The following is a 17,400-nucleotide window of genomic DNA, read 5'->3' on the forward strand; positions in this document are numbered from 1 at the left end:
CAAAGGGACGCAAGATCAAGATCAAGATCGCAGCCTTCGGCAGCTCCTACAGGGAAACTCCGCGGGGTGTCAGGCTCCCCGCAGCCCCCCGACTACTGCTGCATCACGGTGGCCTGGTTGGTCGAACCATACTGTTGCACGGTGGCGGTCTGGGCCATGCCGCTCTGGTCGATGTTGGCGATGTTGCCGGTGCCGCCCTGGGTCACGTACGCCACGTTCATGGTGTCGGCCTGTTTCACGGTGATCATGTTGTCGCTGCTGCCGGACAATTGCTGGGTGTAGGCGCGGTTGCTGCTGCCGTCCTGATTGAATTCGGTGCTGTTGCCCGTACCCATTGTGCTGCCCATGGCCAGGTTGGTCTCGCCGCGCTGGTCGGAGATCAGGATGTTGTCAGTGCCGTTCTGGTCGAAGTACAGCTCGTTATACAAATTGTCCTGGCTGACGGTGGTTTTGTTGCCGGTACCGGTCTGGTTAGTGGTCACGATATGGCCGGTGCCGTTCTGGGTGAAGTTGGCGACGTTGTCGTAGCCATTCTGGTTGATGGTCGCACGCTGGTTCTTGCCGAACTGGCCGCCGGCCTGCGGGCCTTTCCAGTTGCTGGCGTAGACCTTGTTGCCGTCACCTGTGGTGGTGACATTGAGCACCTGGTCAGTGCCGTTTTGATAGGTGTAATGCACGTTGCTGTTGCCTTGTTGATACAGCGCCAGGGTCGCGTTGGTGGATTCGTACTGGTCGGCATAGAGGGCATTGAGGTTGCCGACCTGCAGCACCGAAGCCACGTTGTTATCGCCAAAGCTCTGGTCGACGATGGTTTCGTTGGTGTTCCCGTATTGGTTGATGGTGGTCTGGCTGGCGACCTGTGTCTCTTGCCAGACTTCGGTGCCGTTGCCATTGCCGTGCTGGTTGATGCTCAGGTTGCCGCCCTGGCCGTTGCGCTGGTCGCCATAGGCATAGTTGCCGTCGCCGTTCTGGTTGATGTCCATCCGGGCGCCGTTGTGCAACACCTGTTCGGCGGTGCCGTAGTTCTCGTTGCCGTGCTGGGTGACCGTCGCTTTATTGTCGATGCCCACCTCCGTCTGTTCGACGTTGGCCTCGTTGTTGTCACCGAACTGGAAGGTCTTGGCGGACGCGCCGTCCTGGCTGCTCTGGTAGATGAGCGAGAAGTTGCCGTTACCTTGCTGTTGCTGCAAGGCTTCGCTGCTACCCACGCCGATTGACTGGCTGGCATGGGTGTTGTTGTACGTGCCGGACTGCAGCTGATTGATGGTGCTGCCGTTTTCATACAGCTGCTCGGCATATCCGGCGTTGTACTGGCCGGACTGTTGCTGGTCTATGGTGCTGGTGGCGGTGTCCTGCACCGCCGCGGCATCGTTGCCCAGACCCTGTTGCTGTTGATTGGCGCTACTGAGCGCAGCCGCGATCTGCTTCACGTCGGCGATGTTGGCGGTGCCGTCCTGAAACTGGTTGGAAATGCTGTCTTCAGCCATGGCCTGGGCACTGGCCATGACGAGGATCGCGGCGGTGAGGGGCGTCAATTTGAACATGATTGAATCTCCATATAGGGTGCAGTGCTTTAACGATATTGTTTGACCGAAACGCTCATGCCGTTCCCGGACTGGTTCACGGCGCTTTGCAGCCCCGTGCCGGCCTGGTCGATGCTGGCGCTGTTGTCATTGCCGTTCTGCGAGATCCGGGCGCGGTTGTGGCTGCCTGTCTGGGTAATCGAGGCATCGTTACCGGAGCCTTGCTGATTGATCATTGCCATCAAGTCGCTTCCTTGTTGCAGGATGTAAGCCTCCTGATTGCTTCCCGCCTGGACGATGGTGCCGAGCAACGACTGACCGTTCTGTTGCAGCATCGCGACGTTGGCCTGGCCGTTCTGGTCGATCAGCGCGTGCTGACCTGCCGGAGGTGGCAACTCACCAAGATCGCCACCGGGGCCGAGGTCCTCGTTTTCCATCAGATCGTCGGCGTGCACGCCTGTAATGCCGCACAGCAGAAGCAGGCAGAGCAAGGTGGCAGTCGAAGTTTTCATGGACCTGTCCTTAGGTTTGAAGCCGGCCCCATCAGCCAGCGTGGCTGATGGGGCGCGGGCTCAGTTGGCGATCACCGGCACCGAACGCACGGAGCCTTGGGACGAGGTGATCGTGGCGGTCGGGTTCGCCGACGGAACCACGGTGGTGGTGTTGTTCACCGTCAACTTCCAGCGTCCATTCACCGGTACGGAGGTGGTGCCCAGGGTGACCAGCCCGGCAGGGGTCGTGACCTTGACGGTGATGGTGTTGCCGGTGGTCACCGATGAGGTGCCGGCAAAGTTCCAGGTGAAGCGGTTATTGGAGCGGGCGCTCACCGTTGCGGTGGTCACTGCGAAGGTTTCCGCAGCAGGCTTTGGCGAGACCTGCACCGTGACCGTGGCCGGCGTCGTCGACACGGCGCCGAAGCTGTCCCTGGCGAAGTAGGTGAAGGTCGTGGTGAAGGCCGTGGGGACGCTGGCCGGTGGCGTGTAGGTGAGCACTGTGCCGTTACTGCTGACGGTGCCGCTACCTGTCGGTGGCGGAGTGAAGCTGGCGACGGCCAGCGGCAGGTTGCCTTCCGGATCGGTGTCGTTGGCCAGCACGCTGATAGGGATCGCCACACCCAGGGTCGTGACGGCATCGGCGACTGCCACCGGAGGCCGGTTAGGCGCCACGGTAATGGTCACGGTTGCCGCCGTCGTCGAGGCCAGGCCTTTGATGTCCTGGGCCTTGTAGGTGAAGGTCGTGGTCAGCGGCGCGTTGACCACGGCAGGTGGGGTGTAGACCACCGCCGTGGTGCCGCTCAATGCCACGGTGCCTTGGCCGGTCGCCGGTGGGGTCAGCGCGGTAATGCTCAGCGGTGTGTTGCCATCAGGGTCCCTGTCGTTGGCCAGCAGGTTGAGGGTGATCGGCACGCCGAAGCTGGTGCTGCCGGTATCGGCAACGGAGATCGGTGCCTGGTTGGCGCCGGTGTCCGGTGCAGTGCCGACGACGACAACCGGCTCGGTGTCACTGCCACCGGCGGCGGATTTCACCGTGACGGTTGCAGGTGGTTGGGCCAGGTCAGCCACCGTCAGGCTTTGCAGGGTGCCGGATTTCGTCAGTCGTGCGAAACCCTGGGCGACCATGTCCGGTACCACCACTTCGTCTGTGGAGGAGGCTTCGATCAGCAGGCTGTGGTTGCTCCAGCTATACCGAGCGGTCTGGATTTTCACCACGTCCGAGAGCTTGCTCGACACCGCCGTCGGGCGGGTGGTGCCGGCCGGGTTGGTGGCGGTCACCACCACGACCGGAGGCACGGTGCCGTTGGCCAGCAGATGCTGGGCGAAGAACGTGCCGTTGTTATCGCTCACCATGCTGGTCTGGCAAGGCGTGGGTGGCGGGCCGGGCACCAGGGCGATGCTTTCGCGAAAGCACAGGGTCGAACCGTTGGCGGCTTTGGCGAACACTTCGACCCGGGTGCTGTTGCCCCCCGTGCCGGCGGTGCGTCGGTAGGTGGCGCGGCTCATCTCCACGGCGGTTTGGGCGCGGCTGTCGAGCACCTTGCCGGCCACGGTGAAGAGGTTGGTCTGGATGGTCCCGGCCGGACCCTGGATGCGTACGAAGTTGGTGTTGTTGGGGCTGCCGGTCACGGCCTCGGTGAGGTTCGGGTCGCCGATGAAGGTTTCGACCGCGCCGGTGTCCGGATTCACCGCGGTGTAGGGGCCGTTGACGCTGCGCAGGAACGGCCCGATCGCGCCGTTGACCGCACCGGTGAACACCCCTGGCGCACCGATGCCGACGTCCCGGGTGATGTTGATCGCACGACGTCCGGGCGTGGTGACGTTGACCGTTTCCACACCATAGGGGTGGGTAATGGTGTAGGTCCCGGCAGTGGGTACATTTATCCGCATGCGAATCCGCGCGAAGCTGATTTGGTCGCCGTCGACCGGATTGCCGCCGGCAAATGCAGCCTCGATCCCGGCGACATAAGCATCCATGCCATAGCCGGCGGCGTTGTTGGGGATGGTGGTTTCGGCCAGGTACCAGAAGGCTTCGTCCGGCCAGTTATCGGGGAACACCATCGGTTGGGTGTCGTCGAAAATGCCGGGTGTCGGCAGCAGGGTGCACATGTAGGCCGGCGGCACACTGGCAGCGACCCTCGTGCTGACGGCACGGGACTGGCACAGCTCCATCGACAGCTGATTTTGGTCCTGATACCAGATCGGGAATTTCCCGGTGGCAAAGGTGTAAGGGCCGGGATCGACGGCGGCGAGTTGCGCGAAAGCACTGCCGGACAGCGATAGAGTCAGTCCCAGGGCGTTGACCGCCAGGCGTGGCCATTTGTTCATGATGCCTCCTGATGAGGATCTGGGCATGTGAGCGTTCATTGCACGATGACCACTTCTTCGGTATCGCTGCCGCCATTGGATGACGTCACGCGAACCTGGGCTGGCGGAATCGGCGTGATGCCGGTGGCCAGGCTTTTCTCGGCGCCGTCGCCACTCAGGGCGCCGATGGCTAGACCGGTGCCGGTGGTAGCGGTGAGCACCGGTGGCGATGTTTCATCGCTGGTCGAGGCGCTGATGCTGATTTGCCCGGTGCTCAGGCTGTACTCGGCCCGTGAGATCGTCACCAGGTCGGTCAGCGGCATTGGCAGGACGGTCGGCGTGCTGCTTGGGATGGCCAGGTGGTTGTCGGCGGTCACCTGCAAGGTGCTCGGCAGGGCCGGATTGGTCGGTGACTGCGCATACCAGTGGCCGGTGGTGTCCGCTTCGGAGAAATTCAGCACCGGGTTGTTGCTGGTCAGGGTCACGCTGGCCGGCGGCGGCGGGGCCATCACGAACACATCCTGCTGGGCCACCGGTGCGCTGGCGCCGGCATGACGCGAGTAGGTGCTGCGTTCAGCGATCACCGGGGTCGGCCGAACCACCGACGACAACTTGCCGGAAACGGCGAAGAGGGTGGTGCGCAAGTCCAGGCCATTGGGGCCTTCGATGCGCACGTAGTTAGTGTTGAACGGGCTGCCGGTGACGGCTTCGTTGAGGTTCGGATCGCCGACGAATGTTTCCGCCTGGCCCGTGGTCGGGTTGGTCTCGGTATAGGGGCCGTTGAGGCTGCGCAGGAATGGTCCGACGTCACCCTTGAGTGCGCCGTTGTAGGTTTTTGGCGCGCCGATGCCGATGTCCCGGGTCATGTTGATCGCCCGCCGGCCGGGGGTGTCGATATTGAATACCTCGACGCCGTAGGGGTGGGTGATGACATAGGTGCCGGCAACGGGCACGTCGACGCGGATACGGATACGGGCGAAGCTGATCTGATCGCCCTCCAGCGGATCACCACCGCTGAAGGCGGCTTCGAGCGCCGAGACATAGGTCAGGTCGATGCCTCGGGCGGCGTCGACGATGGTCGTTTCGCCTGTCGCCCAGAACGCTTCGTCGGGGAAATTGGTCGGGAAGACCAACGGTTGGGTGTCATCGAAAATCCCCGGGTTAGGAATCAACGAGCACATGTAAGTCGGGGCGCCAGGCGCGCTGGCAACCCTGGAACTGACAGCCTTTGACAGGCACAGGTCAAGTGTTCGGCCGTGGGAATCCTGATACCAGGCGGCGAAATTGCCGTTGGCTGGCAGGTAGGGTCCCGGGTCTACGGCAAACAGCGCTGCCTGGGCGATGCCTTGGGCCAGAGCGGTCACGACCAGCGTGGTCGCGGTTTTGTACAGTAAAGGGTGCATGAGTATTCCCTCTATCGAAGTACCTGCCCCATAGGGGTGGGTCAGTTGGCTGGGAAGTTGGCAACTTCCATACCAATTAGCGAAAACGCCCGTGAGAGGCCCGGAGTAAAGGCGTTGACGCAGTCGCGGCCGACAGACCGGGAAGTGCTCAAACGGGCGGTTGTCCCCAATGTTGGGGGTGATGGGGCGTAGGGACGGGTGGGGAATCGCAGCCCCCAGGTTCGGGCAATTTGCCTTGGGTGGGCTATAAACCTATGGGGGGTTACCGGGAACGTGTTCATGACCACAATCGCCAAAGTGCTTGCGAGCGAAAGCGAAGTCCGCTTGAGAACGCGCAAGCAGCCGTTCGATCTGCTGCGCTGGTTTTCGCTGATCAGCATGGCGGTGATCGGCACGGTGGCGGTGGCGCTGGGGGCGGTGTCCACGCGGTTCGTGATTACCGAAAGCGTGCAGCGCGATGCGCTGTTGACCTCACAGTTCGTCCAGGCGATTGCCACGGCCGAGGTACGCCATGTGTCGATGCCCAATGTGCGGACCATGGGCGAGTTGCTCGACCCACGAACAGACAAGGACTTTCCCGACGTCGACCCGCTGGCCCGGGCCAGTGCCCGTGATGAATTCCTCGACCATATCGAAAATCTGCCGGACGTGATCCTGGCCAATATCTATGCCCCCGACCGCATGGTGATCTGGTCGACCAACCCGTCCTTGATGGGCACCACGATTCATGACGATGAAGACCTCGAGCGGGCATTCAACTCGAAGACTCCCGTGTCGACCGGTTACCACGATGTGGACCAGTCCCGCATGGAGCAGAAGTTCGCGGTGCGCCCCAAATTCATCTTTCTCGAGAACTACATTCCCCTGTTCGACGCCGATGGCACCACCGTCACGGCGATGGTCGAGATCTACAAGGAACCGCAGGACCTGATCAACCGCATGGAGCGCGGCCTGGTGCTGATCTGGCTGGCGACCGCCCTGGGCGGCGCTCTGATTTACCTGGGGCTGTACTGGATCGTGCGACGTGCGGCGATCCTGCTGGCGACGCAGCAGAAGCAGTTGATCACCAACGAAACCTTCGTCGCGCTGGGGGAGATGTCCTCGGCGGTCGCCCACAGTCTGCGCAATCCGTTGGCGAACATCCGTTCAAGCGCCGAGCTGGCGATAGAGTTCGACGACGGTCCGGCACACGGCAACATCAACGACATCATCGGTCAGGTCGATCGCATGTCGAATTGGGTACGAGAGTTGCTCCAGTCCCTGCGACCACTCAATGACGAGGCGGAACCGGTGAACCTGGTGGCTGCACTGCACGACAGCCTGCTGGCTTACGAGCAGCAGATCGGCAAGGCCAGGGTCAACGTGGTGTTCGAGCCGGACCAGACGCCCATGGTCCTGAGCCAGCACGTGCAATTGACCCAGATCCTCAATAGCCTGCTGTCCAATGCATTGGAAGCCATGGGCAGCGGCGGAACGCTGACCATCCGGATCGAGCCGCGCGAAGCCCAGCGCGTCAGCGTGACGGTCAGCGATACCGGCATCGGCATGAGCGAAGAACAGCGCGCCATGGCCTTCCGCCCGTTCTTCACCACCAAGCAGAGCGGGCTGGGCGTCGGGCTGGTGCTGGTCAAGCGGATCATGGAGCGTTTTGGCGGTGCAGTGACCCTCGACAGCCGTGAAGGCGAGGGCACGACCGTCCGCCTGTCGTTCATGTTGGTCCCCTGAAAGCGGGGATGAACTATCCCCGTTAGCGGGGGGCACTCCCCAGTCATTCTCACGCTCATGGCACATTGATGTTGATAAGCCATTGTTTTATCGAGTGTTAATACTTTTGTATAAAACAGTTACAAAGCTGGCGAGGTCCTTGCACAGCCACCATCACCCCCTTCACGACATCGAGGCGGCTGGTGATGGAAAGAAAAGCTCGGTACAACTTCAAACGTCTAACACTGTTAACGCCTTTGGGCGTCGTACTGACAATGGCGCTGGGCACCGCGACATTGCGCGCCAGCCCCATCGACGACGAGCGACAGCCAGAGCCTACCGATCCTTCGGCGTATTACGACGAACCCGCGGATGAACCGGCGGCGCTCAATGCCATTTTGAGCATGCCGGAGGCCAACCAGGATTCCTTCGATCTGCCTGACGGGAACAAAGGCTCGCGGGATACCACCCGGGTGGAAAACCAACTTCCGCCGGCACAGCAAACCAGTTTCAACTACCCCACCAATGGCAAGCCCAGCCCGTTGTTCGGCGCGCAGCCATTTACCCAGCAATTGGTGTTGTTCGAGGAGTTCGGGCCGGAAAAACTCGACCCCACCACTCCCTCTGCACCGCTGCCGTTTCCACCACCGGCCATTGGCCCTTTGCCGCAACAGGACCCTACCAGTGCGGCGCGCAGTGCACCGCCCACCGCGGCACTCGATGCCTTTTTGCGCCAACCGGGGCTGACACCCTTTCCGAGCCAGTATTCCAATGCGGTTGACCGCAATCCGTGGCAGGCGCAGATCGAATATTTTCTCAACCGTCGTATTGGTTCTTCCGCCGAAGGTCGTCCACCAGGAAAAGGCTGGTCCCATCAGCGCTGGAACGAGTTCTACCCGCAGAACGCCTACAAAACCGTGCAGACCGGCGCACGGATCAATGGCGGTATCCGTGATGCCCGGCAAATGCACCACTACGCCGTGGGCGAGTTCGGTCCCGGCGGTCTGTATCACAACGTCGCCGGTGTACCGGCAACCGATGGCACCTCCAAGGGCGTCGATGCACGTTTTCACCCGAACATGCCGGTGCAAAAGCACAACTCGGTGTGGACTTTCGACGGCACCTTGCCGCCGAAACTGTTGATGGTCAGGTATGGCCAGCCGGTGTTGATGCGTCACTACAACGGCTTGCCGATCGACCCTGGCGCGAACATGGGCTTCGGCCTGCACACCATCAGCACCCACGAGCACAATGGTCACGCTCCGGCGGAAAGCGACGGCTATGCCAACGCGTTTTTCTTTCCGGGACAGTATTACGACTATCGCTGGCCGATCCAGTTGGCCGGCTATGACAGCATCAATACCGATGCCAAGGATCCGCGCGCGGCGTTCCCTTGCTCGCCCGGCGAAACCCTGTGGACCAACGACGGCAGCCCTGGCCTGAAAACCTGCGACCACGGCACCATCAAGATCCGCGGCGACTGGCGTGAAACCATGAGTACCCACTGGTTCCACGACCACATGCTCGATTTCACCGCGCAGAATGTCTACAAGGGCAACGCGGCGATGATGAACTACTACAGCGCCCTGGACCGTGGCAACGAATCGGTGAACGACGGCGTCAACCTGCGTTTCCCCAGCGGCAGCGCCTTGCCTTGGGGTAACCGCGACTACGACGTCAACCTGGTCGTGGCCGACAAGGCCTGGGATCAGACTGGTCAGCTATGGTTCAACCCGTTCAACACCGACGGTTTCATCGGTGACCAGGTGCTGGTCAACTGGCAGTGGAAACCGACCCTGGACGTGCGGGCCCGCAGCTACCGGTTCCGTATCCTCAACGGTTCGGTATCGCGTTACTACAAACTGGCGCTCGTACGTGAAATCAAGGGCACCAGCGGCGAGTTCCAGGGCCCCAAAGGCTCAGGTGTGTCCTATGCCAGGGTGCCGTTCCACATGATCGCCAACGACGGCAACATCATGGAACACAGCGTGCCTTTCGACGGCAGCATGGACCTGGACGCCGACGGCGACAAACAGAACCACAACGCCATCCTGCCCACCCAGGGCATTGCCGAGCGGTTCGACATCATCGTCAACTTCGCGAAAAACGGCATCAAGCCAGGCGACAAGATCTTCTTCGTCAACCTGCTGGTGCATGACGACGGCAAAGGCCCGAAAGAGCCGGTGGCGCTGGCGGACGTGCTCTCGGAAAAATACCTGGCGGTGATCAAGCAAAGCAGCAATGGCCCCCAATGGGACAGGGGTGACCCGGCAGTGGGCAAGATCCTGCAGCTCAACGTCAAGGCCTACACCGGCCAGGACCTGGCCATGGACCCTGCACTGTACGAGCCGGCCAAACCGGGCAAGGCTGAAGGCCTGGTGATGATCCCGCTGAAGATCCATCGCGACAACACGGCCGACAAGGCGCTGCTGGCCAAGGCCCGCCATCGCACCTTCACCTTCGGCCGCTCCGACGGCACCGATGAGGCACCCTGGACGGTCAAGACCGATGGTGGCTTCGGCTTCCACATGGACCCACGCCGCCTGAACACGGCCACCCAGTTGGCCAGCGGCCCGACCGATGCCGGCGTCAAGGGCTTCGGGACCCTGGAAGTGTGGAACATCAAGCTCGGCGGCGGTGGCTGGAGCCATCCGGTGCATGTGCACTTCGAGGAGGGGATCATTCTCAGCCGCGGCGGCAAGGCGCCGCCTGAGTGGGAAAAATGGGCGCGCAAGGACGTGTACCGCATCGGTACGGAAAAGGATGGGCTGGACAGCGTAGAGATGGCGATCAACTTCCGCGAATTCGCCGGGACCTATATGGAGCATTGTCACAACACGCAGCACGAGGACAACTCGATGCTGTTGCGCTGGGACATTGAACACCCGGGGCAATTCCAGTTGATGCCGACACCGCTGCCGAGCTGGGATGGTGTGCGCTACGTGAACTCTGCCGCGCTGCCAACCTTCCGTACCGGTGATGGTTACGGTCCGAAAGTGACCGTCACGAAATGAACCGGGAGGGTGTCGACATGAACACGAAGCTGCATTCACCACGCTCACGCGCTTTGGGCATGCACCTGGTGCTGATGCTGGTGACCGGTTTGCTGGCCAGCCAGCTGCTGGTCGCCAGCCAGCCATTGTCGACGCCCACAGCGGCTCCGGCAGCCGCTGCCGAACCCGCTGTCGTCGAGGACGCCACCCCCTGGGGTGCCGGCTATTTCCCCAACACCCTGCTGACCGACCAGGACGGTCGGCAGCTGCGTTTTTTCGATGACATGATCAAAGGCAAGGTGGTGGTGATCAATTTCATCTTCACCACGTGCAGCGACTCCTGTCCCCTGGAAACCGCGCGTCTGCGTCAGGTGCAGAAACTGCTGGGAGACAGGGTCGGCAAGGATATTTTCTTCTACTCCATCAGCATCGACCCCTTGAGCGATACCCCCGAGGTGCTCAAGGCCTATGCGCAACGCTTCCAGGTCGGGCCCGGGTGGAAATTCCTCACCGGGGAATTCGCCGACGTCACCGAGTTGCGGCAGAAACTGGGCCTGTTCATCGACGGCATCGACAACGGACGCAACAAGGACCACAACCTGAGCCTGATCGTCGGCAACCAGGAAACGGGCCGCTGGATGAAAGCCTCGCCGTTCGAAAATCCGTGGATCCTGGCCGACCAACTGGCCAACACCCTGCAGAACTGGAAGCAGCCCAGTGTGGAAGAAAGCTACGTCGATGCACCGGAAATTCGTCCGCCAAGCAATGGCGAAGAGCTGTTCCGCACCCGCTGCGCGTCTTGCCACAGCCTCGGCCCACAGGACGGGCAGGGCATTGGTTTGCGCAGCATCGGCCCGGACCTGATCGGCGTGACCCGTCAGCGCGATCCGACCTGGCTCAACCGCTGGATCCGCGAGCCGGATCGCATGCTGGCGGAAAAGGACCCGATTGCGATGGAACTGTTCGATCGCTACAACAGAATCTCGATGCCCAACCTGCGGCTGGACCAGAAGTCCGCCCAGTCCATCATCGACTTCCTGCACGAAGAAACCGACCGTCAGCATCCGCCCGTGGCGCCATTGGCCAGTGGTAGCGAGGAGCCTGAACATCATCATTCAGTTACGCAACCGAACGTGCCCCAAATGCAATAGCGTCAAAATAGTTACGTTGGCCAGTCAATTGCTATCAATGTTACCTACACTGACTTGATACAGGGCTGGAAAGGCTGGTTTTCAAGGACTCAGGACAGACCCCATGCAGATACTGGAACAACAAAAAGTACCTGCGTCGCAGGCCCCGGCAGCGCCGCGCAAGGGTTGGCGGCCGCAGTTCAACTTGCTGCGCTGGTTCTCCCTGGCCAGTTTTTTCATCATCGCCGTGGTGGCGCTGGGGCTGGGTTACATCTCCACGCGTTTTGTGGTCGATGAAAGCATCGAGCGCGATTCGATGCTGACCGCGCAGTTCATCCAGGCCATCGGCGAGGCCGAAATCCGTCATGCCGGAATTTCGCTGGACAGAACCATGGGCGAAATGCTCGATCCGCGACTGGATCATGCCTATGCCGACGTCCGCCCCGAATCCCGGGCCGCCGCACGGGCCGAGTTTCTCGACCATGTGGAGCATCTGCCGGACATCCTGCTGGCGACTGTGTATGCCCAGGACCGCACCGTGGTCTGGTCGACCAACTCCGAGTTGATCGGCGTGCGCATCGAGGACGACGATGAACTGGATGAATCCTTCGATATGAAATCGCCGGTGTCCACCAGCTACCACCAGATCGATGAAGAGCGTCCCGAGCAGCGCCTGCTGCACGAACCGGAATACCTGTTCGTCGAGAACTACATTCCGATGTTCAACGCCGACAAAAGCAAAGTCATCGCCATGGTGGAGATCTACAAGGAACCGGTGGACCTGGTGGGGCGCATCCAGCGTGGTTTCAAGGCGATCTGGCTGGCGACCCTGATTGGCGGGGCGGCAATCTACCTGGGGTTGTTCTGGATCGTGCGGCGTGCGGCGATGCTGTTGCAAAGCCAGCAAAAACAGCTGATCGCCAACGAAACCTTTGTCGCCCTGGGGGAAATGTCCTCGGCGGTCGCCCACAGCTTGCGCAATCCACTGGCCAACATCCGTTCCAGCGCCGAACTGGCCCAGGACATCGCCAGCCAGCCGGCCCAGAAAAACATTGGCGACATCATCAACCAGGTCGACCGCATGTCGCGTTGGGTCCGGGAGTTGCTGGTGTCGTTGCGGCCGATGAATGACGACTTTGAAGCGGTCGACCTGGTGCTCGCCATCGACGACACCCTGAGTGCCTTTGAGTCCCTGATCAAGCGTTCGAACGTCGAAGTGCGTTTCGCTCCCGCCAGCGTGCCACCGGTCGTCAGCCACCAGGTGCTACTGACGCAAATACTCAATAGCCTGTTTGCCAACGCACTGGAAGCCATGCCCAAGGGGGGCATGCTGACGATCGAGATCGACTCCCCGGTGCCCGGCTACTTGAGCATGATCCTGACCGACACCGGCAAAGGGATGTCCAAACAACAACAGCAAATGGTCTTCAAGCCGTTTTTCACCACCAAACAAGGTGGATTGGGTGTGGGCCTGGCCCTGGTCAAAAGAATAATGGAGCGGTTTGACGGCTCGGTCGATCTGACCAGCCGGGAGCAGGAAGGAACCCGTGTTTGTCTCAATTTCAAAGTGGCAACGGGAGGGGTATATGGAGCACAGCATTCTGCTGGTCGAGGATGACGAGATCCTCGCCGAGAATATTCAGACTTACCTGGAGCGCAAGGACTTCGAGGTGACCGTCTGCCACTCGGCTGAAGATGCACTGGAGCAATTGGGTTCTTTCGCACCTGACGTGGTACTGACCGACAACTCGTTGCCGGGCATGAGTGGTCACGACCTGATCCAGAAGCTGCGCATCAGCGCGCCGGATCTGAAAGTGATCATGATGACCGGTTACGGCAACGTCGAAGACGCCGTGGTGGCAATGAAAGAGGGCGCCTTTCACTACGTCACCAAACCGGTGGCCCTGCCGGAACTCAAGCTGCTGCTGGACAAGGCCCTGGCGACCGACCGCATGGAGCGCACGCTGTCCTTTTACCAGGAGCGTGAGGCCCAGAAGTCAGGGGTGCAGGCACTGATTGGCGAGTCGGCACCGATGGTGTATCTCAAGGGCACCATCAGCCAGTTGCTCGACGCCGAACGGCGGATGGCCAACAGCGATCTGCCGCCGGTCCTGGTGGAAGGCGAGACCGGTACCGGCAAGGAATTGGTGGCCCGGGCATTGCACTTCGACGGCCCGCGCAGCAAAGGCCCGTTCATTGAATTCAACTGCGCTTCGATCCCGTCCAACCTGGTGGAATCAGAGCTGTTCGGCCACGAGAAGGGTGCCTTCACCGACGCCAAGGACCGTCGCATGGGGCTGGTGGAAGCGGCCGATGGTGGCACGCTGTTCCTCGATGAAATCGGTGAAATGGACCTGCTGTTGCAAGCCAAGCTTCTCAAGTTGTTGGAAGACCGGACCATTCGCCGGGTCGGCTCGGTGAAGGAGCGCAAGGTCGATCTGCGGGTGATCAGCGCCACCAACTGCAATCTCGAACAGATGGTCCAGCAAGGCAAATTCCGCCGCGACCTGTTTTTCCGCCTGCGCATCATTTCAATCAAGGTACCGCGCCTGTATGCGCGTGGCGCCGATATCCTGCTGCTGGCCCGACACTTCCTGGGGCTGCACGGCAAACGCTACGGCAAGCCGAACCTGTATTTCAGCAACCAGGCCGAAGAGTTGCTGCTCAGCTACAGCTGGCCAGGCAACGTACGCGAATTGCGCAACATGCTGGAGCAAACCGTATTGCTGGCGCAAAGCGACACCATCGCCGCCCATCAGTTGAACGTCTGTTTGAGCCTGGTGGATGAGCCACCGATGTTTCAGCACGAGCCGCAGCATTTCAGCGAACAGCGTCCGTCCTACAACGGCGGCGAATCCATGAACCTGCCGGAAGTGGAGCGCGACATGGTGCGCAAGATGCTCGACAAGACTGACTGGAACGTCACCAAGTCGGCACGCCTGCTGGGTCTTAGCCGTGACATGTTGCGCTACCGGATCGAAAAGCTCGGCCTCGCCCGCCCGGACAAACGTCAGTGGTAATCATTGCAGCACCGGGCCCTGTCTCAGGCAGGACAGCATGCAATCGGGATTCTCGACTTCCTGGTTCACGTAGACGCCACGCTCCGGATCGTAGGAGCGGATAAACACCCGGACCGTGGCATCGGCCACGGTTGGCAGGCGCGAGTCGGTAAACACGTGCTGGCTTGAAACCGGAATGAAATCCCCAGGCGCGGTCGGGATGTATGAGCCCGGCGGGATGATGTTCATGGACGGTGGTGAGGGGTGGGCGAAGGGTTGGTCGGCCCCGTAATAGTTGAATTCACTGCTGTAGTCAGTGGTGTTTGGAAAGTCGTCGGCGCGGGCAGCAGCGGATACGCTCAGGCAGAAGGCGAACAAAAGCGTCAGGTCGGTCTTTTTCATGGCAACACCTGCTAAATCGGTTTAACCATATTTCTTCCAAGGTCATTAACTATAGCTCTCACCGGGAGCGGCCGTCGGCGCTGCGCGGATTACAAGTTCGCAACATCTGTCAGGATGGGCTTGATCTAGACTCCGCCGGTCAATTCGACGACCTGAACCCTGGAGTGTGCAATGGAACTGCCAACAAAAGAACAAGCCATCGCCAGCAACCGCGAGGCCTGGAATGACTCCGCCCGTCACCACAAAGACTCCAGCGAATGGCAAGCCTTGTTGAAGGGCGTGGAACAGGTGGATTTTTCCTGCCTGGATGACACCCTGACCGCGCTGCTGGCCCAGACCGGTGTCGACGGCAAGGAGGTGCTGCAACTGGGCTGCAACAACGGCCGCGAAAGCCTGTCGCTGTTCGCCCTGGGTGCGCGCAACGTGGTGGGCGTCGACCAGTCCGGTGCATTTCTCGAGCAGGCACGGGAACTGGCTTGCCGCTCGCCCCATGCGCCGCAATTCATCGAAGCGGACATTCACCACTTGCCTGCACCACTGCAGGAGCGCTTCGACCTGGCGCTGATCACCATCGGGGTCTTGAACTGGATGCCGGACATCGGCGAATTCTTCCGCCATGTGGCGCGTACGCTGAAACCGGGGGGCGCGCTGGTGGTGTACGAAACCCACCCGTTCCTGGAAATGTTCGACCCCGAGGCCGCCGACCCTTTTCGCCCGAGCAGTTCATACTTCCGTCGCGAACCCTTCGTGCAGCACGAACCGATCGTCTACGAGGGCAAGGTCGAACAGCCGGCCGCGCCGTCCTACTGGTTCGTCCACACCCTGGGCGACCTCTTCGGCGCCGCCATTGCCGCAGGCCTGCAGATCCGTCACTTCAAGGAATACCCGCACTCCAACCGCGAAGAACTGTATGACCGCTATCAGCAGCAGGCAGCGCAGTTGCCGTTGTGTTTTACCTGGGTGGTGGTGAAGCCAGTGACATAACGCGCGGAATCAAATCAGAGATTTGAGTGATTGACCGTGTGCCCTGGCTGCGCGCAGAGATCTATGCCCAGGGCATGAATGACCTTCAGGACCGTATCAAAACGTGGTTTTGCTCCGGGCGCGAAGGCTTTGTAGAGGCTTTCGCGACCCATTCCCGAGTCTTTGGCAATCTGTGTCATGCCACGGGCTTTCACCACATAGCCGATAGCGCGAAGAAACTCCTCGTTGTCACCGTCTGCCAGTACCTGAGACAGGTACTCGCTAATGGCTTCATCACTGTCGAGCAGTGCCGCCATGTCGAAATTCGTCAAAGTCTGGCTCATGGTCAAACCTCCTTTGCCATTTTTTTTGCGCGTTTGATTTCGGCTGCTGGACAAGATAATTCATTACTCGAATGTATCCGGATGGATACGGATGAACAGTCAGACATTTCCGCGATCAGGTGGTTTTTTTCTGAGGAAGATGTAGGCGGCCCCATCGCGAGCAGGCTCGCTCCCACATTTGATCTGTGTCGTTCACAAATCCAATGTGGGAGCGAGCCTGCTCGCGAAGGGGGCGACGCGCTAAAGCGGATAACCCCGGAATCAAGCCTCGGCCTGTGCCTGTGTCACCACCGGCCGCCCCGGTTTGCGCAGCGGATCCAGGCGTGAGCCGCTGTAGCGGGTTTCGCGGAAGAAACGCCAGCGGCCGAACAGGCCGTAGACGTGGGTGACGCGGCCCTGTTCCTGGTAGCCCATGCGGATGTGCAGTTTCAGCGCCGGGATGTTGTGGGTCTCGCAGACGTCCACCACCTTGTTGCAGCCTTGCAGCGCCATGGCTTCCCAGAGGGCCACCTGGACATCCACGGACAGGCGGGTGCCGAAGTAGGCGCGGGTCATTTCGCCGCCGAATTCGAAGAACTCGCCTTCCTTGACCGGGAACCAGCAGCCGTAATAGTGACGGTCGAAATAATCCCGGGTGCTGCCCCAGATGAAGCCGATCGCATGGCCTTCGTCATCCAGGTACATCAGTCCGGTATGACCTTCGGCGGCGAGCTCGGCCATGGTCCCGACGCGGTCGCCGAAGTGCTTGGCAAACGCCGTGGCGTTCTGCGGGGTGATGGTCACCTGGCGCACGGGAGAATAGGGCCGCAGCTTGTGCGGCGGTACCGGGCTGACCAGGTCGCGCTCCATCCACAGCAACTCCCAATGGAAGAACACATAGCGCTTCCACAGCGTACTGAACGTGCGACCCAGGCCCTTGCGCTTGATGTGTTCGTGAAGCTTGTCGAGTACGCTCATGAATCCCTCCTTTAACCGAGGATTGGTGGGGTGTGGTGAAGGTAGTGATGGGTATAGATCACCAGTGGCAATTGCATGGTCATGTCCTTGCCATCAATGTATTTCAGGTTGTGTATCGGTCTTGACACGGTTTTCAGGCGTCAAAAAGCTGCTCGTCCCGGACGTATTCGGGAGGAAAACA

The 17,400-nt window shown here is 60.8% G+C and carries 13 protein-coding genes; 6 read left to right on the forward strand and 7 right to left on the reverse strand.

The genetic code is table 11. The features are described 5' to 3' along the window. Positions 1-92: 92 nt before the first annotated feature. From PMI26_RS17645 to PMI26_RS17630, 4 genes are read right to left on the reverse strand one after another with little or no spacing between them, the layout of a single operon-like run. Positions 93-1,544: a hypothetical protein gene (locus tag PMI26_RS17645; protein WP_007973789.1), complete on the reverse strand. Its 1,452-nt coding sequence runs from the start codon at positions 1,542-1,544 to the stop codon at positions 93-95. Between the two features lie 29 nt (positions 1,545-1,573). Next, entirely contained in the window at positions 1,574-2,035 is a 462-nt protein-coding gene (locus PMI26_RS17640) for a curlin (RefSeq protein ID WP_007973790.1), read from the reverse strand. 60 nt (positions 2,036-2,095) lie between these two features. Beyond that, a complete protein-coding gene (locus PMI26_RS17635) occupies positions 2,096-4,345 on the reverse strand; it encodes an Ig-like domain-containing protein (RefSeq protein WP_007973791.1) in 2,250 nt (749 codons plus the stop codon). 35 nt (positions 4,346-4,380) lie between these two features. Continuing rightward, positions 4,381-5,727 carry a hypothetical protein gene (locus tag PMI26_RS17630; RefSeq protein WP_007973792.1) on the reverse strand — a complete coding sequence of 449 codons (1,347 nt, stop codon included), beginning with the start codon at positions 5,725-5,727 and terminating at the stop codon, positions 4,381-4,383. A 279-nt stretch (positions 5,728-6,006) separates the two neighbouring features. On the opposite strand from PMI26_RS17630, the gene PMI26_RS17625 reads away from it, so the two are divergent. The 5 genes from PMI26_RS17625 to PMI26_RS17605 all read left to right on the forward strand — a co-directional run bounded on the left by PMI26_RS17625 (position 6,007) and on the right by PMI26_RS17605 (position 14,574). Further along, complete coding sequence (locus tag PMI26_RS17625) at positions 6,007-7,452, forward strand: sensor histidine kinase (protein ID WP_007973793.1); 1,446 nt, start codon at positions 6,007-6,009, stop codon at positions 7,450-7,452. Positions 7,453-7,637: 185 nt separating this feature from the next. Beyond that, positions 7,638-10,445, forward strand: coding sequence for a multicopper oxidase domain-containing protein (locus PMI26_RS17620; protein WP_007973794.1), 2,808 nt, complete (start codon positions 7,638-7,640; stop codon positions 10,443-10,445). Positions 10,446-10,462: 17 nt separating this feature from the next. Continuing rightward, entirely contained in the window at positions 10,463-11,575 is a 1,113-nt protein-coding gene (locus PMI26_RS17615) for an SCO family protein (RefSeq protein ID WP_007973795.1), read from the forward strand. A 103-nt stretch (positions 11,576-11,678) separates the two neighbouring features. Beyond that, positions 11,679-13,172 (forward strand): sensor histidine kinase, encoded by a 1,494-nt coding sequence (locus tag PMI26_RS17610; protein WP_007973796.1) that lies wholly within the window; start codon positions 11,679-11,681, stop codon positions 13,170-13,172. Beyond that, complete coding sequence (locus PMI26_RS17605; protein WP_007973797.1) at positions 13,141-14,574, forward strand: sigma-54-dependent transcriptional regulator; 1,434 nt, start codon at positions 13,141-13,143, stop codon at positions 14,572-14,574. The genes PMI26_RS17610 and PMI26_RS17605 overlap by 32 nt, the downstream gene beginning before the upstream one ends. Here the strand turns inward: PMI26_RS17605 and PMI26_RS17600 are convergent, their stop codons facing one another. Continuing rightward, positions 14,575-14,955, reverse strand: a complete 381-nt coding sequence (locus PMI26_RS17600; protein WP_007973799.1) for a hypothetical protein — start codon at positions 14,953-14,955, stop codon at positions 14,575-14,577. Between the two features lie 171 nt (positions 14,956-15,126). On the opposite strand from PMI26_RS17600, the gene PMI26_RS17595 reads away from it, so the two are divergent. Continuing rightward, on the forward strand, positions 15,127-15,939 hold the full coding sequence (locus PMI26_RS17595; protein ID WP_007973800.1) for a class I SAM-dependent methyltransferase: 813 nt from the start codon (positions 15,127-15,129) through the stop codon (positions 15,937-15,939). A gap of 14 nt (positions 15,940-15,953) precedes the next feature. Here the strand turns inward: PMI26_RS17595 and PMI26_RS17590 are convergent, their stop codons facing one another. Beyond that, entirely contained in the window at positions 15,954-16,262 is a 309-nt protein-coding gene (locus PMI26_RS17590; protein ID WP_007973802.1) for an addiction module antidote protein, read from the reverse strand. Between the two features lie 261 nt (positions 16,263-16,523). Further along, positions 16,524-17,219, reverse strand: coding sequence for an N-acetyltransferase (locus tag PMI26_RS17585; protein ID WP_007973805.1), 696 nt, complete (start codon positions 17,217-17,219; stop codon positions 16,524-16,526). Positions 17,220-17,400: the final 181 nt, after the last annotated feature.

The sequence above is a fragment of the Pseudomonas sp. GM33 genome (genome assembly GCF_000282295.1).
Classification (GTDB): domain Bacteria; phylum Pseudomonadota; class Gammaproteobacteria; order Pseudomonadales; family Pseudomonadaceae; genus Aquipseudomonas; species Aquipseudomonas laurylsulfatiphila.